Source organism: Beutenbergia cavernae DSM 12333 (assembly GCF_000023105.1).
Classification (GTDB): domain Bacteria; phylum Actinomycetota; class Actinomycetes; order Actinomycetales; family Beutenbergiaceae; genus Beutenbergia; species Beutenbergia cavernae.
The window spans coordinates 3,337,466-3,357,783 of record NC_012669.1; the positions used below are offsets into that span (position 1 = coordinate 3,337,466).

Genomic DNA, 20,318 nt, shown 5'->3' on the forward strand with positions numbered 1-20,318 from the left:
TCAGCGCGCGACACCGGCCCGCCTCTTGTTGTACACGTCGAACGCGACGGCGAGCAGGAGCACCAGGCCCTTGACCACCTGCTGCACGGCGGTCTCGATCCCCATGAGCTGCATCCCGTTGCTCATCACGGCCATGATGAGGCCGCCGACCATGGCGCCGGTGACGCGCCCGACGCCGCCCGTCACCGCCGCGCCGCCGATGAAGCAGGCGGCGATCGCGTCGAGCTCGAACATGTTGCCCGCACCGGGCTGAGCACCGTTCGACCGCGAGGAGTAGACGACGCCCGCGATCCCCGCGAGGAAGCCCATGTTGACGAAGATCCAGAAGTTGACCCGGCGCACCTTGACGCCGGACAGCTGCGCCGCGTTGAGGTTGCCCCCGATGGCGTAGACGTGGCGGCCGAACACGGACTTCTGCGTCACGAGCGTGTACGCGATGATCAGCACGGCCAGGATGATGAGCACGTTCGGGAGCCCTCGGTAGTTCGCGAGCTGCCACGCGAACCACATCGCGATGATGCCGACGAGCACGATCTTCGCGACGAAGAGCCACATCGCCTCGACCACCTGCTGGTAGCGCAGGCGGGCCTGCCGGCTGCGCCACTGGCTGACGGCGTAGCCGGCCACGGCGATCGCGAAGATGAGCAGGGTGAAGACGTCGTAGCCCTGACCCCCGAGGAGCCCGTTCTGGAAGCCGTTCGCGATGAGGTAGTACGAACCGCCGAACGGTGAGAGCGACACGCTGTCGAGCACCTGATACGTCAGACCGCGGAACAGGAGCATCCCGGCCAGCGTGACGATGAACGCGGGGATGCCGACGACGGCGACCCAGAACCCCTGCCAGGCGCCGACGAGGAGCCCGACGACGATGGCCGCGGCGACGCCGACCCACCACGGGTACCCGTTCCGGACGACGAGGACGGCCGCGACAGCACCCGTGAGCGCGACGACGGACCCGACGGACAGGTCGATGTGCCCGCCGACGATGACGATGAGCATCCCGATCGCGAGGATGAGGATGTAGGAGTACTGCAGGACGATGTTGGTGAGGTTGCCCGGGCTCAGGAAGTTCGAGTTGAGCACCGAGAACAGCACCACGATCGCGACGAACGCGACGACGATGCCGCTCTGCCGCATGTTGCGGCGGGCGAGCTCACCGATGTTGGCGACGACAGTCATCTCTGGAGGACGTCCCTTTCCGTGGTGCGGCGTTCGGCGGTCATGAGCTCCATGAGCCGTTCCTGCGTGGCCCCTGCCACGGGGACGTCACCGGTGATCCGACCGGACGCGAGCGTGTAGATGCGGTCGCAGATGCCCATGAGCTCGGGCAGCTCCGACGAGATGACGACGACGGCCTTCCCCGCCGCGACCATGCGGTTGACGATCGTGTAGATCTCGTACTTGGCGCCGACGTCGATGCCCCGGGTCGGCTCGTCGAGGATGAGGACGTCGGCGTCCGTGTAGATCCACTTCGACAGGACGACCTTCTGCTGGTTCCCGCCGGACAGCTTGCCGACGACGGCGAGCACGCTCGGGGTGCGGATGTTCAGGCTCGAGCGGTACTCCTCCGCGACCTTGAGCTCCTCGTTGTCGTTGACCCACCCGCGCCGCGACACCTTGCCCAGTGCGGCGGCCGTGATGTTGTGCCGGATGTCGTCGATGAGGTTGAGGCCGTATCGCTTGCGGTCCTCGGTGGCGTACGCGAGTCCGTTCGCGATGGCGTCGTCGACCGTGCGGGTCGAGACGACGCGACCGCGCATCCGGACGGTGCCCGAGATGTCCCGGCCGTAGCTGTGGCCGAAGATGCTCATCGCGAGCTCCGTGCGGCCCGCACCCATGAGGCCCGCGATCCCGACGACCTCGCCCGCGTGCACCACGAGGTTGGCGTCGGACACGACCACGCGGTCGGACTGCGTGGGGTGGTGGACCGTCCAGTTCTCGACCCGCAGCACCTCCTCGCCGATGGCCGGCACGCGTTCCGGGAACCGGTGGTCGAGGTCCCGGCCGACCATGCCCCGGATGATGCGCGCCTGGGTGGCCTCCGGGGACGCCATGTCGAGCGTCTCGATCGTGCGCCCGTCGCGGATGACTGTCGTCGAGTCCGCGATCTCGGCGATCTCGGCGAGCTTGTGGGAGATCATGATCGACGTGATGCCCTGGGCCTGGAGCTGGCGGAGCAGGCCCAGGAGGTGCTCGGAGTCCGTGTCGTTCAGGGCAGCTGTCGGCTCGTCGAGGATGAGCAGCCGCACCCGCTTGGACAGCGCCTTCGCGATCTCGATGAGCTGCTGCTTGCCGACGCCGAGAGAGGCGACCTGCACGGTGGGGTTCTCGTCCAGCCCCACCTGCTCGAGCAGCTGCGCGGCCTCCGCGTTCGTGCGGTTCCAGTCGATGAGGCGGTCGGGCCCGCGCCGCTCGTTGCCGAGGAAGATGTTCTCGGCGACGGAGAGGTACGGCACCAGCGCCAGCTCCTGGTGGATGATGACGACGCCGCGCGCCTCGCTGTCGTTGATGGAGCCGAAGGCGACCTCATCGCCGTCGAGCACGATCTGACCCGCGTAGTCCCCGTGCGGGTACACGCCCGACAGCACCTTCATCAGCGTGGACTTGCCGGCGCCGTTCTCCCCGCAGATCGCGTGGATCTCGCCGCGCCGCACGGTGAGGGAGACGTCGTCGAGCGCGCGGACGCCCGGGAACGTCTTCGTGATGGAACGCATCTCGAGGATGGTGTCGGTCATCAGTGGGTCCTCGTCGCCTGGAGGGTACTCGCGTGGGGCGTCACGGACGGGATCGCCGCCCGGGCGCCGGCCCGGCTGCTGGCCGGACCGGCGCCGGCGACGGCGTCAGTCGGCGACGCCCGCGTCGATCTCCTCCTGCGTCCAGTACCCCGTGTCCACGAGGGCCTCGGTGATGTTGTCGGCCGTGACGACCTCGACCTCGAGCAGGTAGGACGGGACGACGAGCACGCCGTTGTCGTACGACTCCGTGTCGTTCGCCTCCGGCTCCTCGCCCGCGAGGAACGCCTCGGCGGCGACGATCGCCTGCTCCGCCAGCAGCCGGGTGTCCTTGAAGATCGTCGAGAACTGGACGTCGTCCTGGATGAGCTTCACGGACGCGATCTCGGCGTCCTGACCGGTGACGACGGGAAGACCCTCGGTGAGGCCGGGGCCCATGCCGACACCCTGGAGCGCGGTGATGATGCCGCGGGAGAGGCCGTCGTACGGCGCGAGGACGCCGTGCAGCTCGGTCCCGTCGGAGTACGCAGCGGTGAGCAGGTCCTCCATGCGGCGCTGCGCCGTCTCCTGCTGCCACCGGAGGATCGCCGCCTGCTCGATGTCCGTCTGACCGGACGGGACGACGAGCGTGCCGTCGTCGAGGTACGGCTGGAGGACCGACATGGCGCCGTTCCAGAAGAAGTGCGCGTTGTTGTCGTCCAGCGACCCGGCGAACAGCTCGACGTTGAACGGGCCGGCGGCGTCGCCCTCGGACCCGTCGGCGTTCAGCACGCCCAGGCCGACGAGCAGCGACGTCGCCTGCTCCACCCCGACCTGGAAGTTGTCGAACGTCACGTAGAAGTCGACGTTCTCGCTGTCCCGGATGAGCCGGTCGTAGGAGATCACCGGGATGTCGGCCGCCGCGGCCGCCTCGAGCTGCCCGGTGAGCGCCGTGCCGTCGATCGCCGCGATGATGAGGACGTCGGCGCCCTGAGTGATCATCTGGTCGATCTGCTGCGACTGGGTCGGGATGTCGTCGTTGGCGAACTGCAGGTCGACCTCGTAGCCGAGGTCCGACAGCCCGGCCTCGACGGCCTCGCCGTCCTGGATCCACCGCTCCGAGGTCTGGGTCGGCATCGAGACGCCGACCAGCACGTCCTCCGCGGCGGGAGCCTCGCCGCCGCCGTCCTCCGTGGGGTCCTCGCCGCTGCCGGCCCCGCCCCCCGAGCACGCGGCCAGGCCCAGCACGACTGCCGTGCCGAGTGCCGCGAATCCGAACTTCCGCATGCTGTGCTCCTTCGTCGTCGAAAGGACTACGTGCCGCCCGGCACGGGGCGTGCCGCCTAGCCGGGGTACGGCGTCGCCGACCGGGTCGGAACGTCACCGTTCCGAGCCGCTGGCCGACAGCGACACACTCTCCATCCGTTCACTTCTCGAAGTCAAGGGGTCAGATGGAGCAGGAGGTCACAGCTCGGTCACGATCTGCGGGCACAAGGGCCCGATAACGCCGCGACCCCTGGGGACAGAGCCCAGGGGTCGCGGTGGTTGTCTTCGAGGCGCGTACTCAGCGCTTGCGGTGAGCGCTCAGGCGCCGGGCCACTGCCCGGGCTGGGGCGCGGACGGCGCCGGGGCCGCCACACCGAGCTGCTGGCGGACCTTCCTCTCGGCCGTTCCCATCTGGATGGCACCACGGATCGCGTAGACGACGCCGACGAGGGGGAGGGCCCAGAACACCGAGAAGCGACCGCCGGCAGGCGTGCTGGCGTACGAGACGACGGTGATGACGACGCCCACGACGACGAGGCCGACGCCGATGAGGATCTGCTTGAGGCCGCTCGACCGGACCTGCGTGATCGCGGCCTGGACGTCGGCCTCGCTGGCTGTACCCGGGGTGCCCGCGTAGGGCGACTGACCGGCGTCGGTGCCCGCGTACGGCACCGCAGGAGTCGGTGCCATCGACGTCGGCGCCGCCGGGGACGCGCTCGTGACGGGCGGCGCGGCGGGCGTTCCGTCGGCGTTCAGCCAGAGGTTCCAGCCGGGAGGGGCCGGCGGCCAGCTCGGGTCCGGCTGCCAGCCCGGGGGCGGGGTCCACCCCGCGGGGGGGACGGGCCAGCCTGGTGCGGGGTTGAAACGCGCGTCGCTCACGGCCGGTGAGCCTACTCCCGGCCGCGAGCGGCGGGGGCACTCGCCGATGGGGACATCTCCCCGACGCGCGTGCGTACCGCAGCGTGACGATCTGGAACGGCCGCAACGCAAGATCCACGGCGCCGTCGTCCGCCACCGTGACGCCGGGCGCCTCTGCGTCGCGCTCCAGCAGGTCCGTCGCGCGGGCACCGGCGACGGCGAACGTCGGCGTGACCCGCGCGCTCGCCCGGCCGCCGCGCGACTCGTACAGCCGCACGACGACGTCGCCGCTCCCGTCCCGGGCCAGCTTCACGGCCTCGACGACGACGGCGGGGTCGCTCACCCGCAGCAGCGGCTCCACCTCGCTCGCCCCGCGCACGCGGCGCAGCGGCAGGTTGATCCGGTAGCCCTCCTCGACGGCGTCGGCGATCTCGGCGCCGACGACGAGCGAGCTGCGCAGCACGTGCTCGCCCTGGTCGGCGTCCGGGTCGGGGAACATCGGCGCGCGCAGGAGCGACTGCCGCACGAGCGTCGTCGTCCCGCCGTCCTCCCGCGTGGTCCGCGTGATGTCGTGCCCGTACGTCTGGTCGTTCCCGACGGCGACGCCGTAGCCCGGCTCTCCGACGTGCACCCAGCGATGCGCGACGGTCTCGAACCGCGCGTGGTCCCATGACGTGTTGACGGCCGTCGCGCGGTGGACGTGACCGAACTGGATCTCGGACGTCGCCCGGTCGGCGTGCACGTCGAGCGCGAACGCGAGCTTGAGCAGCTTGCGCCGCTCGCGCCAGTCGACGCTCGTCGTCAGGTCGAGCACGGCGGCCTCGGGCCGGAGGACGAACCGCTGCACGAGGCGGGACGTGCCGTAGGACCGCGCCACCTCGACGCCCACGGCGCCCGGCTCGCCGTCGACGTCGTCGAGCACCGTGACGGCATCGACGTCGACGAGGTCCGTGACGTCCCTGCGGTAGTGCTCGTCGATGTCCCACGCCTCCCACTCGTTCGGGATGTCGCGGTGCACCTGGAGCAGCCCGGCCACGGAGCCCGGGGCGAGCACCTCCCGGTCGGCGGCCAGGTCGCGCACCGACGTCACGAGACCGCGGGCGTCGACGCGGACGCGGATGCGGCCGTTGTCCAGCACCACGTCGTCGCCCTCGCGGGTGAGCGCGGCACCGGAAGCAGGCGCTGCCGGCGCAGTGGCTCCGCCGAGCGCCGGCACACCCTCCCGCGCGAACGGTCCGGCGTTGACGACGACGTCCCGCTCGCCGTCGCCGGCCACCGTCGCGATCGCCGTGGCGATCATCTGCTCCAGCTCCGCCGCGATCTCGGCGTAGTTGCGCTCCGCCTCGCGGTGCACCCACGCGATCGACGAGCCGGGGAGGATGTCGTGGAACTGCTGGAGCAGGACCAGCCGCCACAGCCGCTGCAGCGCCTCGTACGGGTACGCCGCCCCGGTGCGCACCGTCGCCGTCGACGCCCACAGCTCCGCCTCACGCAGGAGGTGCTCGCTGCGACGGTTGCCCGCCTTCGTGCGGTGCTGCGACGTGTACGTCCCGCGGTGGTACTCCAGGTACAGCTCACCGGACCAGACCGGCGGGCGGCTGTACTCGGCCCGGGCGACGTCGAAGAACTCCGCCGGGGAGGACAGGACGACGCGCGGGGAGCCCTCGAGGTCGGCGGTGCGGCGCGCGGCGGCGACCATCTCCCGGGTGGGCCCGCCGCCGCCGTCGCCGTGCCCGAACGGCGCCAGCGAGGTGTTCGCGCGACCCTTCTCGGCGTACTGCCGCTGCGCGCGGGCGAGCTCCTCGCCGGACAGCGACGCGTTGTACGTGTCGACGGGCGGGAAGTGGGTGAAGATCCGGCTCCCGTCCGTGCCCTCCCAGTCGAACGTGTGGTGCGGCATCGTGTTCGTGTCGTTCCACGAGATCTTCTGCGTGAGGAAGAACTCCTTGCCCGCCGCGCGCGCGATCTGCGGCAGCGCACCCGAGTACCCGAAGGAGTCGGGCAGCCAGACGTCGCGCGGCTCCACGCCGAGCTCGTCCATGAAGAAGCCCGTCCCCTCCACGAACTGCCGGGCCATGGCCTCGCTGCCGGGCATGTTCGTGTCGGACTCGACCCACATGCCGCCGACCGGCACGAACCGGCCCTCGCGCACGCGCTCCGCGATCCGCGCGAACAGCTCCGGGTAGTACTCCTGGATCCAGGCGTACTGCTGCGCGGAGGAGCACGCGAACGTGAAGTCCGGGTCGGCGTCCATGAGCGCGAGCACGTTGGAGAACGTGCGCGCGCACTTGCGGACCGTCTCGCGGACCGGCCACAGCCACGCGGAGTCGATGTGGGCGTGGCCGACGGCGTGCACCCGGTGGGCGCTCGCGTACGCCGGGGAGGCGAGCACGCCGGCCAGCGCCGCCCGCCCGTCGCGGGCGGTGCCGGGCAGGTCCTCGGGGTCGACGGCGTCGAGCATGTTCTCGAGGGCGCGCAGGATCTCGGCCCGGCGCGGCAGGTCGGCGGGCAGCACGCGCATGAGGCCGTCGAGCGTCCACACGTCCTGCGCCAGCTCCCACGTCGGCACGTCGAGCAGGGCGATGTCCACGGCCTTGAGCGTGTAGATCGGGTCCGGCCCCGCCGTGGCCTTGTCGCCCATCGGCGTCGGACGCCACCACGAGCCGCCGGGCACGTCCGGGTTCGCGGCCGCCTCGACGTACACGTCGATCTCGCCACCCGGCCCGATCGTCAGCGGGACGTACTGGTTGAGCGGCTCGACCGCCTTGAGGATCGCCCCGTCCGGCGCGTACACCGTGCCCTCGGCCTGGAAGCCGGGTCCGGCACCCGAGAAGCCGAGGTCGACGACGAGCTCCAGTCGGGAGAGCGCCGCGCCGTCGTCGTCGGTCGCCGCGAGCAGGTCGGCCCAGTGCGCGGGCACCGTCCCGGTCACGTGGAACCAGACGGTCCCCCACGGCTTCCCCCACGGCGTCCCGACCTCGAACGGCGTGTACTGCGCCTCGCGTGCCTGCGCGAACGGCACGGGCTCGTCCGGCACCTCCCAGGCGCTCACCGTCAGCTGGGCACGATCGCGATACGTGGCGGAGCTCAGCCAGCCCCGCACGAAGCGCTCGAGGCGCTGGGTGGTCCTGGTGGTCGTGTCGTGCATGGTTCTCCCCACGGGGGCACGTTGGCCCCCGGTTGTCGTCGGGCGGAGGTTCGACGCGGAGCCGGTGGTCGGCACCGCTGCGTGCATGGCCGCGAGCAGGCGCGGCGTTCGACATATCGAATCGATTCGTGCGCCGTCAGCCTAGCGCCGTCGCGGCGGGCGGAAGCACCCGCCCACCGCGACGGACGGCGTCAGGCTCCGGTGGTCCCGAAGCCCGGCGGGAGCTCGAACGGGCAGTACAGGTCCATCTGCGGCGTGACCCGCGCCTGCGCACGTTCCGCGGCCGTCTGCGCGTCGGCGGAACCGATGAGCACGCTCTGCTGCGCCTGCACCAGGGAGTCCCAGAACAGCGACCCGATCGGCAGCGGCGGGCGCGACGTCGAGAACTCCAGCTGGTCGGCGAAGAAGCTGAGGTTCTGGTCGAACCCTTCCGGGTCCGCGAGCACGTCCAGGTGCGTCGGGATCTTCTTGAGCGGAGTCATCGCGATCCGCTGCCCGGGGGCACCGCAGTAGAACTTGATGAACTCCCACACGGCCGGCGAGAGCGACGAGCCGCGCGGCGCCACCAGCGAGAAGCCACCCGACCACGTGTACGGGTCGTCCCCCTCGTTCCACAGCGGAAGGTACGTGAACCCGTAGTCCAGGTCGGGCACGTACGTCGCGATCGAGTTGATCGTGAACGGGCCGGAGATCTGCATCCCCTGCTGACCGCCGAAGAACGACGTCTGTGCCGGCGGGGCGTTCGGCGGCTGGTACGTCGCCTTGAACGCGTCGACGCGCGGGTAGTCCATCTCGCGCGCCCACGTGTAGAAGGAGTCGAGCACGCCGACCACCTCGTCGGAGCTGACGTCGACGGCGCACGTCGCGTCGTCGAAGAACACCGCACCCTTGCCGAACATCCAGGTGAGCGCCCACCCCTCGGCGTCCCAGGGGATGAGGCCGAGACGCGTGTAGTTGCCCCGGTCGTCCTCCTGGGCGATCTGGCCGTTCATCTCCAGGACCCGGTCGAGCGTCACCGGCCCGTTGGACGGGTCGAGCTCGTCCGGGTCGAGCCCGGAGTCCGCCAGCGTCGTCCGGTTGTAGAACACGCCGCGGGAGTCCGTGTCGAACGGCAGGCCGTAGATCTGCCCGTCGTAGCGCAGCTCGTTGAGCGCGAACGGCATCCACTGGTCGAGGAAGTCGTCGTTCTCGTGCTGCGCGATGAGCGGGTCCAGGGGTTCCAGGAGCCCGAGCGAGGCGTACTGCGCCACGGCGAATCGGTCCATGAGCCACAGGTCCGGCGCGGTGCCGCCGCGGACCGCGGTGATGGCCGCCGTCGCGTCGCCGGTCCCGGTCGAGGGCACGAGGCTCTGGCTCACCGTCACCGACGGGTTCTCGGCCGTGAACGCGTCCACGATCTGCTGCTGGGCCTCGGCCTCGACGCCGCCCATGCCCCAGAGCCGGACCTCGTTGGGACCGCTGCCCGACCGGTTCGCGCACCCGGTGATGAGCGCGCCGGCGCCGGCAGCGCCGGTGAGAGCGAGGAAGGTACGTCTGTCGATCACTTGAACCCTCCGATGGTGATGCCACTGATGAAGTAGCGCTGGAAGACGAAGAACAGGACGATCAGCGGCAGGATCACCAGGAACGACGCCGCCATGAGCAGGTTGAAGCTGATGTCCTGCGCGTTCGTCATGCGGAACACCTGCATCCCGATGGACAGGGTCTGGACGTTGGTCTCCTGCAGGTAGATGAGCGGTCCCATGAAGTCGTTCCACGCACCGACGGCGGAGAAGATCGCGACGGCGGTGAGCGCCGGGCGGGCCGACGGGAACACGATGCGCCACGCGATCCGCCACTCGCTGGCGCCGTCCACGCGCGCGGCGTTGAGCATGTCCTGAGGAACTTGCAGCAGGAACTGTCTCAGCAGGAACGTGAAGAATGCGGACGCGAACATGTTCGGCACGATGAGCGGCAGCCAGGTGTTCACCCAGCCGAGGTTGGCCCACAGGTCGAACATCGGGATGAGCGTGATGGGGAACGGCAGGAACAGCGTGGCGATGACGATGTAGAAGACCTTGTCCCGGCCGCGCCACTCGATGCACCCGAACCCGTACGCGACGACGAAGTTCGCGATGACGGCGAGGATCACCGACGAGACGGTGATCACCGTGGTGTTGCGGAAGAACAGCCAGAACGGCATGGCCGCGATCGCCTGCGAGAAGTTCTCCCACATCGGCGACGACGGCCAGAGCGTCGGCGGGTAGATCGCGAGCTCCTCGTTGCTCTTGAGCGCCGAGGCGACCATCCAGTAGAGCGGCGTGAGGAAGAGCAGGCTCAGTGCGATGAGCACGATCCGCGACGTGACGGACGAGTACCACTTCTGCCGTGAGCCGTCGGCGCGGCGGCCGCGCCGGTCCGGGGGCGGCGCGTCGGCGAGCACGTCGCCCGTGAGCTGCCGCGTGGCCTGAGTCGATTGCAGTGCCATGGTTCCTCCCTCAGCCCGCGGACACGTCGTAGTGGACGAACCGGCGTGACAGCCAGTACACGAGCCCGGCCAGCGCGATCCCGACGACGAACAGGAGCACAGCGAGCGCCGAGGCGTACCCGAGCTGGGCGTAGCTGAACGCGTTCTTGTACAGGTAGAGCATGTAGAACAACGTCCCGTTGTCCGGGCCGCCGGCGCCGTTCGTCAGGACGTAGGCCTCCGTGAAGATCTGCAACGCCCCGGAGATGCCGGTGATGAGGTTGAACAGGATCACCGGTGACAGCAGCGGCAGGGTGATCGACCGGAACTGGCGCCATGCGCTCGCGCCGTCGACGCGCGCTGCCTCGTAGAGCGTCACCGGGATGTTGCGGAGCCCGGCGAGATAGATGAGGGCTGCATTGCCCGCACCCAGCTGAGCCATGAGGACGATGACGATCTTCGCCGTCGTCGGCTCGCCGAGCAGGTTGACGTTCTCCCCGCCGAAGATCGACAGCACCTGGTTGAACAGGCCGAACTGGGGGTTGACGAACACGATGAAGATGAACGACATCGCGAACGCCGGCACCAGGGACGGCACGTACAGCGCCGTCCGATACACCGCGACCTCGCGCACGTTCCGGTTCATCGCCATCGCGAGAACCAGCGCGACGACGAGGCCGATCGGCACCGCGAGGCCCGCATAGAAGAGCGTGTTCCGCACCGAGATCCCGGTGAGCGGGTCGGCGAACGCCGTGATGTAGTTCCCGAGACCCACCCACACCGGTGTCTGCATGCCGGAGTAGCGCGTCAACGAGATGACAAGCGAGTACACCAGCGGATACAGGACGAAGACGAGCACGCCCACGAGCCAGGGGGAGATGAACAGCAGGCCCAGCCTGAGCTGGCGCCTTTCCCGGGCCGACCAGGGTCGTCGATGCTCCTTCGCTCCCCGGACGGCACGCGCCGCCGGGGCTGTTGCTGTGGCCGTGACCATGTCGCTCCTTCGCGCCGAGGATCGGTGTGTGGGACTATGGCACCAACCACGCCACCTGACAAGATCACTCGCGTAAATTATATTGAATATGCCTTCCCCTCGAGCCTCGCTCGCCGCCGTCGCCGACCACCACGAGGACGCTGCTGTGCACACTCCGGCCCCTGTCCAGATCACCCTCTCTGCGCCGGCTCCCGGGCCGTTCGGCGAGATCGACTCGGGCATCCTCAAGGTCCGCGCCGCCGCCGTGCCGGAGGGTGCACCCCCGGCCAGAGCCGTCCTCGACGGCGACCTCGATCTCCCGCTCGGCCCGCGCGCCGAGCTGCGCTACGCGGTGCGCCCGCACGTCTCCCCCGGCGACCCCGCGTACTCCGCGACCTGGGTCGCCGTGGACGTCGAGCTCGACGACGGCACCACGCTCGCCGCCAGCGGCGCCACGGATGCCCGCGGCGTGGCGCTGACGCCCGCGGCGCAGGCGGCGGCGCGGCACCTCGTGGCCGGGCAGTGGAACCTCGTGCGCGTCCCGCTCGGTCCCGTGGCGGGCCGGCGCGTGCGCGCGATCCACCTCGCGTGCTCCCCGCCCGCCGACGCGGAGCTCGACCTCGCCGCCGTCGAGGTCGTCGACTCCTTCGCCGCCGACGACGCGCGCTCTCTCGTCGATCGCGTCGAGACACGGCGCGGCACCCACTCCGACGGCTCCTTCTCGCGCGGGAACACCGTGCCCGCCGTGGCGAGGCCCAACGGGTTCCAGCTCGTCGTCCCCATGACCGACGCCACGACCGACCGCTGGCTGTACGAGTGGGGTCCCGCCGGCGGCCTGGCGCTCCAGGGCATCGGCGTCTCGCACATCCCCAGCCCGTGGATGGGCGACCGGAACCAGCTCGCGATCATGCCCGTGCCGCTGCCCGGGCCGGACGCGCGCGCGAGCGACGTGCCGCGCGAGCCCGGCGCCCGAGCCCTGCCGTTCTCCCACGCCGAGGAGGAGGCGCGGGCGCACCTCTACCGCGTGCGGCTGCATCCCGACTCCGGCGACGCGCTCGACGTCGCCGTCACGTCCGCCGAACGCGCCCTCGTGCTGCGCACGACGCTGCCGGCGGCGGGCGGCGCCGTCGTCCTCGATCTCGTCCGCGGCGACGGCGAGCTGCGGATCGCCGCGGACGGCACCGTGAGCGGGTGGGTCGACGGCGGCTCGCGGCTGTCCGCGGGCCGGAGCCGCATGTTCGTGGCCGGGTCGTTCGACACCGCGCCGGACGACGTGGCCGGGACGGACGACGCGCAGCCGGGCTCCGCCGTCGCGAGCTTCAGCGCGCCTGTCGTCGAGTTGCGCCTGGCCACCTCGTTCCTCGGCGCCGAGCAGGCGGCCGCGAACCTGACCGAGGTGAGCGGCTCGTTCGACGACGTGGCCTCGGCGACCCGAGCCGCCTGGGCGCAGCGGCTGGGCGGCTGGAGCGTCGAGGGCGCGAGCGACGACGAGCTCACGACCCTCGCGTCGAACCTGTACCGGCTGCACCTGTACCCGAACGCGCACCACGAGCCGGTGGAGACCGGCGGCTCGCCGGCACCGTGGCACGCCAGCCCGGTGCTCGACGGCGCCCCAGCGGTTCCCGGCGAGCTGTACGTCAACAACGGGTTCTGGGACACGTACCGGACGGCGTGGCCCGCGTACGCGCTGCTCGAGCCCACGCGCGCTGCGAGGCTCGTCGACGGGTTCGTCCAGCAGTACCGGGAGGGCGGCTGGGTCGCGCGCTGGTCCTCCCCCGGCTACGCGGACCTCATGACGGGCACGAGCTCCGACGCGGCGTTCGCGGACGCCGTGCTCAAGGGCGTCACGGTGCCGGACCTCCCGGCTCTCTACGCGGCCGCGCTGCGCAACGCCACCGTCGTGCCGCCGTCGCCCGGCGTGGGCCGCAAGGGCCTCGCCACGTCCGCGTTCCGGGGGTACGTCGACCGGCGTACGCCGGAGTCCGTGTCGTGGGCGCTGGAGAGCTACCTCAACGACGACGCGATCGCCCGCCTGGCCGACCACCTGGCGGAGCACGCGAGCGACGCCCTCGAGCGCCGGCGCCTCGCGGACGAGGCCGCGTACCTGCGGACCCGGGCGGCGGAGTACGTCACGCTGTTCGACGCCGGCACCGGCTTCTTCCGGGGCCGCTCCGTGGGCGGCGCGTTCGACCCTGCCGACGATCCGGCGTTCGACCCGAGGACCTGGGGCGGCGACTACACGGAGACGAACGCGTGGACGCACCTGTTCGGCGTCCCGCACGACGTCGCGGGCCTCGCGGCGCTGCTCGGCGGGCGCACCGCGTTCCTGGAGCGCCTCGGCGAGTTCCTCGGCACGCCGGAGACCGGGGACACCCCGGGTCACTACTCCGGCGTCATCCACGAGATGGTGGAGGCGCGCGAGGTCCGGCTGGGGCAGCTCGGGATGAGCAACCAGCCGGCGCACCACATCCCGTACCTGTGGGCGGCCGCGGGCGACCCGGCGACGACGCAGCGCCTCGTGCGGGAGATCCTGGACCGCCTGTTCGTGGGCAGCGAGATCGGCCAGGGCTACCTCGGCGACGAGGACAACGGCGAGATGTCGGCGTGGTGGCTCTTCTCGGCGCTCGGGTTCTACCCGATGCAGGTCGGCGCCCCGGTGTACGTGATCGGTTCGCCGCTGTTCCGGTCCGCGCGGGTGCGCCTGCCGGGCGGGGACCTGGTGGTGGACGCGCCCGAGAACTCGCGGGAGAACGTGTACGTGCAGTCGCTCCGCGTCAACGGTGTGGAGCAGGCGGACGCGTGGATCGCGCACGACGTGCTCGCCGCCGGCGCGCACCTCGAGTTCGAGATGGGGCCCACGCCGTCGGCCTGGGGGACGCCGGAGGCCGGCGCGACCCTGCCGCCGTCGCTCACCCCGTGGGGCTCGACGCCGGCCGCGCGCGTCGACCTGACGCGCGACGCCGTCGTGACCTGCGGTGGCGAGAAGGTGCCGTGGCTCGTCGACGACGACGCGACGAGCGACGGCGAGCTGCGCGGAGCCGTCGAGGTCGCGCTCGCCGCGCCCGCCGTCGTCGGCGCCTACACCCTGACGTCGGCGTCGGACGAGGCCGCTGATCCCGCGTCGTGGGTGCTGGAGGGCGCCACCGACGACGGCATCTGGCGGGTTCTCGACGCGCGCGACGGCGAGGGGTTCCCCTGGCGCCGTCAGGTGCGCCCGTTCGGGGTCGCGACGCCGGGCGGCCCGGTCGCGCGCGTGCGCCTGCGCGTGCTCGCGACGGCGGGTGGGGCGGCTCCCCGGCTCGCCGAGCTGGAGCTCACCGCCGGCTGACCGCCGCTACGGCGCGAGGACGCGGACGGCCGCGGCGACCGCGTCCGCCAGCACGTCGGGGTCCTCCACCTCCGGCAGGACGAGAGCGCGGGTGAGTCCGCCGACGGCGACCGCCGTGCGGACCCGCGTGCGCGACGAGGGCGTCGTCGCGGGCTCGGCGAGCAGGTCGGCGAGCGCGGCGAGCCACCGCCGGCTCGCGCCCTCGAGGTCGAGGTCCGCCGCCGCACCGGGGTCGCGCAGCATCGCGGCCAGGACCGCTCGGTGCGGCAGGAGTGCCTGCACGTACGCCGTCAGGACGTCCTGGCGAGGCAGCGTGCGGCCCGAGAGCTCCGCCAGCGTGCGGTCCACGTCGTCGATGAACGGCTGGAAGACGCTGCGCGCCAGGTCCGCCTTGGCCGGGAAGTGGTAGTAGAGCGCCGCCTTCGTGACGCCGAGCTCGCGGGCGATGTCCTGCAGGCTGGTCGCCTCGAAACCCCGCGTGGCGAAGAGCTCGAGGGCGACGGCCTGGGCCCGACGGCGGGTGTCGGTGGTGCGCCCGTCCCGTCGCGGCGAGGGGGTCGCGGTCATGCGCCACGGCCCGAGGGGTAGATTCCTAGCCGGTCGGCAAGTAATCTGACGTTCATGACCACGAGCGTACTCATCTCCGGCGCCGGGATCGCCGGATCAGTGGCAGCGTTCTGGCTCGCCCGCGCCGGGCTGGACGTGACGGTGGTGGAGCGCGCCCCGCGGGAGCGCCGGACCGGCGGGCACGCCGTCGACCTGGCGGACGCGGCGACCGAGGTCGTCGATCGGATGGGGCTCCGGGCCGCGGTCGAGGCTGCGCAGGTGCACCACGAGCGCCTCACGTTCGTCGGGCGGGGTGGCCGAACCCTCCAGATGTCACGGCTCAGCGACCGGATGTCGAACGACCACGTCGAGATCCAGCGCGACGAGCTCATCGCGATCCTGCGCGGTGCCGCGGACGTCGCGTACGTCTTCGACGACGAGATCACCGCGATGACGCAGAGGAGCGACGCCGTCGAGGTGACGTTCGCCCGGTCTCCCGGCCGCTCGTTCGACGTCGTCGTGGGCGCCGACGGCATCCACTCGGGCGTCCGGCGCCTCGCGTTCGGACCCGAGGAGCGGTACGCCGAACCGCTCGGCGCCGGGCTTGCCGTCTTCACGTACCCGAACACCGCACGGCTGGACGGCGAGGTGCGCGCGATCGCCGACGTCGACCGCGCCGCCTTCACCTACCCCGTGGGCGACGGGCGCGAGGCGCGCGCCCTGCTCCTGTTCCGGTCCGAGGAGCCCGCGCGCATCCACCACCGCGACTCAGGTCGGCAGCGCTCGTTCACCGCCGGCGTGATCGAAGCGCTCAAGCCGAGCCCGGTCTTCACCCGCCTCGACCTCGAGCAGGCGGACGACTTCTACTTCGACTCCATCACCCGGATCCGGATGCCGTCGTGGTCGACCGCCCGGGTGGCGCTGGTCGGCGACGCCGCGTGGTCGCCCGGTCCCGCCGTCGGGGGCGGTACGGCGCTCGCCGTGCTGGGCGGGTACGTGCTGGCCAACGAGCTCGTCCTCGCCGGCGGCGACCCCGCGCGCGGCCTCCGGAGCGCGGAGCGCATCATGTCCGGACCCGTCGCGGAGGCACGGAAGGTCGGGCCGGCGGCGCTCCGACAACTGGTCCCGGGCAGCCGGGCGGCGGCGTGGGCGCTACCCCGGACGATCCGGATGCTCACCCGGCTCCCGCCGGCCCTGTCCCGACTGGCATTCTCGCTGCGCGCCTCCGAGCGCCGCACGCTCGACGACTTCGCCTCCACCGCGGCGCCGTCGCCGCCCGCGGCGACCGCGCCGTCGTCGTCCGCGGTCTAGACGAGTCCCAGCGAGGCGACGGCGTCGCGCTCCTCGACGAGCTCGGCCACCGAGGCGTCGATCCGCTCGCGGGAGAACGCGTCGACCTCGAGGCCCTGGACGATCTGCCACGCACCGCCGGACGACGTCACGGGGAACGAGGAGATGAGGCCCTCCGGCACGCCGTAGGAGCCGTCGGACACGACTCCGGCGCTGGTCCAGTCGCCCTCGGGCGTGCCGTGGGTCCACGTGTGCACGTGGTCGATCGCGGCGTTCGCGGCCGACGCGGCGCTCGAGGCCCCGCGCGCCGCGATGATCGCGGCGCCACGCTTCGCGACGGTGGGGATGAAGTCGTCGGCGACCCAGGCGTCGTCGGACACGACCTCGAGGGCCGGGCGGCCGGCGATCGTCGCGTGGGTGAGGTCCGGGTACTGCGTCGCCGAGTGGTTGCCCCAGATCGCGAGGCGGGCGATGTCGGAGACGGCCGCGCCGGTCTTCGTCGCGAGCTGGCTGAGGGCCCGGTTGTGGTCGAGGCGCGTCATCGCCGTGAAGCGGTCGGCCGGCACGTCCGGCGCGTGGCTCTTCGCGATGTACGCGTTCGTGTTCGCGGGGTTGCCGACGACGAGGACGCGGACGTCGTCGGCGGCGCCGTCGTTGATCGCCTTGCCCTGCGGACCGAAGATGCCGCCGTTGGCCTCGAGCAGGTCGCCGCGCTCCATGCCGGCGGTACGCGGGCGGGCCCCGACGAGCAGGGCGACGTTCGTGCCGTCGAACGCGGCCGCGACGTCGTCGGTGATGTCGGTGCCGGCGAGAAGGGGGAACGCGCAGTCCTCGAGCTCCAGGGCCACGCCCTCGGCAGCCTGGACGGCGGGCGTGATCTCCAGGAGGCGGAGGCGGACCGGGGTGTCCGGGCCGAGCAGCTGGCCGGAGGCGATGCGGAACAGGAGCGCGTAACCGATCTGGCCCGCGGCTCCCGTGACGGTGACGGTCACAGGCGTGGTCATGGCGACAACTCTTCCACACCCACGACCGCGAGAGGTCCGTGGCCCGTCCCCGAGAGGGTCGTGGCGCCACGACCCTCTCGGGGACGCGCCACGACCCTCTCGCGGATGGTCAGGCGAGGCGCGCGGCGAGGTTCTCGTCGAGCGTGGCGAGGAACTCCTCGGTCGTCTGCCACGCCTGGTCCGGGCCGACGAGCAGCGCGAGGTCCTTCGTCATGGCACCGGCCTCGACGGACTTCACGACGACGTCCTCGAGCGCCTCGGCGAACCCGGTCACCTCGGGGGTGCCGTCCAGCTTGCCGCGGTGCTTGAGGCCGCCCGTCCACGCGAAGATCGACGCGATCGGGTTGGTCGACGTCGGCTTGCCGGCCTGGTGCTGCCGGTAGTGGCGCGTGACGGTGCCGTGCGCGGCCTCGGCCTCGACCGTCTGGCCGTCCGGCGTCATGAGCACGGAGGTCATGAGGCCGAGCGAGCCGAAGCCCTGCGCCACGGTGTCCGACTGGACGTCGCCGTCATAGTTCTTGCAGGCCCAGACGTAGCCGCCCTCCCACTTCATGGCCGAGGCGACCATGTCGTCGATGAGGCGGTGCTCGTAGGTGAGGCCCGCGGCGTCGAAGTCCGCCTTGAACTCGGTCTCGAACACGTCGGCGAACAGGTCCTTGAAGCGGCCGTCGTACGCCTTGAGGATCGTGTTCTTCGTCGACAGGTACACGGGGTAGCTGCGCTGCAGGCCGTAGGAGAACGACGCCCGGGCGAAGTCCCGGATCGAGTCGTCGTAGTTGTACATGCCCATCGCGACGCCGCCGTCGGCTCCGTACTCGGCGATGACGTGCTGGATCGGCTCCGAGCCGTCGGCCGGCGTGAACGTGACGGTCAGCTCGCCGGCACCGGGCACGCGGAAGTCCGTCGCCTTGTACTGGTCGCCGTGGGCGTGACGGCCGATGATGATCGGCTTCGTCCAGCCCGGCACCAGCCGCGGCACGTTCGAGATGATGATCGGCTCGCGGAAGACGACGCCGCCCAGGATGTTGCGGATCGTGCCGTTCGGGGAGCGCCACATCTTCTTGAGGCCGAACTCCTCGACGCGCGCCTCGTCCGGCGTGATCGTGGCGCACTTGACGCCGACGTGGTGCTCCTTGATGGCGTTCGCCGCGTCGATGGTGATCTGGTCGTCCGTCGCGTCCCGGCTCTCGATCGACAGGTCGTAGTAGCGCAGGTCGACGTCGAGGTACGGGTGGATCAGGCGGTCCTTGATGAACTGCCAGATGATCCGCGTCATCTCGTCGCCGTCGAGCTCGACGACCGGTCCCGCGACCTTGATCTTCGCCATGCGTCCTCACTCCTGCGCCGCTCGGCGCTCCTCGTGGTGGTCCGCGCCCGACCCGCGAGCGCCGCCCCAAGATTACTCGACGTCAAGATATCTGCTCCCGAGACGTCGGCGAGTGGGCGTGCGCCCTGTACGGGCATGGTGGGAGGATCATCGCCGGTGCCGCGCGGACGGCGCCGGCACCGCATCGACGAGGGGACGACCCATGGCAGACGCGACCACTCCGCGCCCGCTGAGCACCGACGCCGAGCTCCCTGACGAGCTCGAGGATTACGACGAGGAGTTCGTCGTCGAGGAGGCGCCCGCCTACGGGCTCGGCGCGAGGCTCGGCGCGGAGGCCTTCGGCACGTTCGTGCTCGTCTTCATCGGTGTCGGTGTCGCTCTCTTCTCCGGAGTCAGCACCGGCGTCGGCGCGCTCGGCATCGGGCTCGCGTTCGGCATCGCCGTCCTCGGCGCGGCGAGCGCCGTCGGCCACATCTCCGGCGGCCACTTCAACCCGGCGGTCACGCTCGGGGCGGCGATCTCCGGTCGGACGTCCTGGGGCGACCTCCTCCCCTACTGGCTGGCGCAGCTCGTGGGCGGCGCGGTCGCGGCGGGCGTGCTGTTCGTCACCGTCCCGTCCGGCCTGCCCGGCCTGTTCGCCCAGGACGGCACGGCGCGCGGCTTCTTCTCGGCGGTGAGCAACGGGTTCGGCGAGCACTCGCCCACCTACGCCCTCATCGCGTCCTCCGGGCAGATCCCCGCCGAGCAGGCGACGGCCGGCGCGTTCGGACTGCTGGGCGCCGCGGTCATCGAGATCGTCGGCACGGCGATCTTCGTCGGCGTGATCCTCGGCGTCACCGACGTGCGCAGCAACGTGAAGTTCGGCCCGGTCGCGATCGGCCTGACGCTGGCCGCCGTGCTCCTCGTGGCCATCCCCGTCACGAACGGCTCGATCAACCCGGCGCGCTCCACGGCCACGGCGATCTTCTCCGAGGGCTGGGCGTTCGGGCAGCTGTGGCTGTTCTGGGTCGCCCCGCTGCTCGGCGCGGCGATCGCCGGGCTCGTCTACAGCGCGTTCGCCCCGGCGCCGGTCACCGAGTACGCGTGGGCCGAGGACGGTGCCGAGGAGGATGCGGTGGACGACGCCGACGCGCTGGCCGAGGCCGAGACCGCTGTGCGTGACTCCGACGCCGCCGCGTCGACCGCCCTCTTCGACGAGCCCGAGGAGCCGGAGGAGGGCGAGGAGCCCGAAGAGGCCGACGTCGAGGTGATCGAGGTCGTCGAGGTCATCGAGGAGCCCGACGGCACGGAGACGGTCGAGGTCACCGAGGTCGTCGCCGTCGAGGAGCCGGAGACGGGCGAGGAGGCCGACACGGACGAGGGCACCGACGGGAAGCCCGCGGGCGGCTCGAAGGCCTGACACCGCCGGCCGTCACGGCCGG

At 71.5% G+C, this 20,318-nt stretch carries 13 protein-coding genes; 3 read left to right on the forward strand and 10 right to left on the reverse strand.

What is annotated here, in order from left to right; all coding sequences use genetic code 11:
• The 7 genes from mmsB to BCAV_RS15125 all read right to left on the reverse strand — a co-directional run bounded on the left by mmsB (position 1) and on the right by BCAV_RS15125 (position 11,423).
• The gene (mmsB, locus tag BCAV_RS15095; protein ID WP_015883481.1) at positions 1–1,179 is read right to left on the reverse strand and encodes a multiple monosaccharide ABC transporter permease; all 1,179 of its coding nucleotides are present in this window, start codon (positions 1,177–1,179) and stop codon (positions 1–3) included.
• Positions 1,176–2,735, reverse strand: coding sequence for a multiple monosaccharide ABC transporter ATP-binding protein (gene mmsA / locus BCAV_RS15100; protein WP_015883482.1), 1,560 nt, complete (start codon positions 2,733–2,735; stop codon positions 1,176–1,178). Before mmsA ends, mmsB begins: the two co-directional genes overlap by 4 nt.
• 105 nt (positions 2,736–2,840) lie before the next feature.
• A complete protein-coding gene (chvE, locus tag BCAV_RS15105; protein ID WP_015883483.1) occupies positions 2,841–3,998 on the reverse strand; it encodes a multiple monosaccharide ABC transporter substrate-binding protein in 1,158 nt (385 codons plus the stop codon).
• A gap of 277 nt (positions 3,999–4,275) precedes the next feature.
• Positions 4,276–7,983 (reverse strand): alpha-mannosidase, encoded by a 3,708-nt coding sequence (locus BCAV_RS15110; protein WP_015883484.1) that lies wholly within the window; start codon positions 7,981–7,983, stop codon positions 4,276–4,278.
• A 191-nt stretch (positions 7,984–8,174) separates the two neighbouring features.
• On the reverse strand, positions 8,175–9,527 hold the full coding sequence (locus BCAV_RS15115; RefSeq protein ID WP_015883485.1) for an ABC transporter substrate-binding protein: 1,353 nt from the start codon (positions 9,525–9,527) through the stop codon (positions 8,175–8,177).
• A complete protein-coding gene (locus tag BCAV_RS15120; protein WP_015883486.1) occupies positions 9,524–10,450 on the reverse strand; it encodes a carbohydrate ABC transporter permease in 927 nt (308 codons plus the stop codon). The genes BCAV_RS15115 and BCAV_RS15120 overlap by 4 nt, the downstream gene beginning before the upstream one ends.
• 10 nt (positions 10,451–10,460) lie before the next feature.
• On the reverse strand, positions 10,461–11,423 hold the full coding sequence (locus BCAV_RS15125; protein ID WP_015883487.1) for a carbohydrate ABC transporter permease: 963 nt from the start codon (positions 11,421–11,423) through the stop codon (positions 10,461–10,463).
• A gap of 88 nt (positions 11,424–11,511) precedes the next feature.
• On the opposite strand from BCAV_RS15125, the gene BCAV_RS15130 reads away from it, so the two are divergent.
• A complete protein-coding gene (locus BCAV_RS15130; RefSeq protein ID WP_083770057.1) occupies positions 11,512–14,730 on the forward strand; it encodes a GH92 family glycosyl hydrolase in 3,219 nt (1,072 codons plus the stop codon).
• 6 nt (positions 14,731–14,736) lie between these two features.
• Here the strand turns inward: BCAV_RS15130 and BCAV_RS15135 are convergent, their stop codons facing one another.
• Positions 14,737–15,297: a TetR/AcrR family transcriptional regulator gene (locus BCAV_RS15135; protein WP_015883489.1), complete on the reverse strand. Its 561-nt coding sequence runs from the start codon at positions 15,295–15,297 to the stop codon at positions 14,737–14,739.
• 54 nt (positions 15,298–15,351) lie between these two features.
• On the opposite strand from BCAV_RS15135, the gene BCAV_RS15140 reads away from it, so the two are divergent.
• Positions 15,352–16,587: an FAD-dependent monooxygenase gene (locus tag BCAV_RS15140; protein WP_015883490.1), complete on the forward strand. Its 1,236-nt coding sequence runs from the start codon at positions 15,352–15,354 to the stop codon at positions 16,585–16,587.
• On the opposite strand, the gene BCAV_RS15145 is transcribed toward BCAV_RS15140, so the two are convergent.
• A complete protein-coding gene (locus BCAV_RS15145; protein ID WP_015883491.1) occupies positions 16,584–17,570 on the reverse strand; it encodes a malate dehydrogenase in 987 nt (328 codons plus the stop codon). The genes BCAV_RS15140 and BCAV_RS15145 overlap by 4 nt on opposite strands.
• Positions 17,571–17,679: 109 nt before the next feature.
• Positions 17,680–18,897: an NADP-dependent isocitrate dehydrogenase gene (locus BCAV_RS15150; RefSeq protein WP_015883492.1), complete on the reverse strand. Its 1,218-nt coding sequence runs from the start codon at positions 18,895–18,897 to the stop codon at positions 17,680–17,682.
• Positions 18,898–19,099: 202 nt separating this feature from the next.
• Between BCAV_RS15150 and BCAV_RS21725 the strand changes: the two genes are divergently transcribed.
• On the forward strand, positions 19,100–20,296 hold the full coding sequence (locus tag BCAV_RS21725; protein WP_015883493.1) for an aquaporin: 1,197 nt from the start codon (positions 19,100–19,102) through the stop codon (positions 20,294–20,296).
• The last annotated feature ends 22 nt before the right edge of the window (positions 20,297–20,318 follow it).

Coding starts and splice junctions, on each gene's coding strand:
- mmsB (WP_015883481.1), bottom strand. CDS start 1,179: ATGACTGTCGTCGCCAACATCGGTGAGCTCGCCCGCCGCAACATGCGG.
- mmsA (WP_015883482.1), bottom strand. CDS start 2,735: ATGACCGACACCATCCTCGAGATGCGTTCCATCACGAAGACGTTCCCG.
- chvE (WP_015883483.1), bottom strand. CDS start 3,998: ATGCGGAAGTTCGGATTCGCGGCACTCGGCACGGCAGTCGTGCTGGGC.
- BCAV_RS15110 (WP_015883484.1), bottom strand. CDS start 7,983: ATGCACGACACGACCACCAGGACCACCCAGCGCCTCGAGCGCTTCGTG.
- BCAV_RS15120 (WP_015883486.1), bottom strand. CDS start 10,450: ATGGCACTGCAATCGACTCAGGCCACGCGGCAGCTCACGGGCGACGTG.
- BCAV_RS15125 (WP_015883487.1), bottom strand. CDS start 11,423: ATGGTCACGGCCACAGCAACAGCCCCGGCGGCGCGTGCCGTCCGGGGA.
- BCAV_RS15130 (WP_083770057.1), top strand. CDS start 11,512: ATGCCTTCCCCTCGAGCCTCGCTCGCCGCCGTCGCCGACCACCACGAG.
- BCAV_RS15135 (WP_015883489.1), bottom strand. CDS start 15,297: ATGACCGCGACCCCCTCGCCGCGACGGGACGGGCGCACCACCGACACC.
- BCAV_RS15140 (WP_015883490.1), top strand. CDS start 15,352: ATGACCACGAGCGTACTCATCTCCGGCGCCGGGATCGCCGGATCAGTG.
- BCAV_RS15145 (WP_015883491.1), bottom strand. CDS start 17,570: ATGACCACGCCTGTGACCGTCACCGTCACGGGAGCCGCGGGCCAGATC.
- BCAV_RS15150 (WP_015883492.1), bottom strand. CDS start 18,897: ATGGCGAAGATCAAGGTCGCGGGACCGGTCGTCGAGCTCGACGGCGAC.
- BCAV_RS21725 (WP_015883493.1), top strand. CDS start 19,100: ATGGCAGACGCGACCACTCCGCGCCCGCTGAGCACCGACGCCGAGCTC.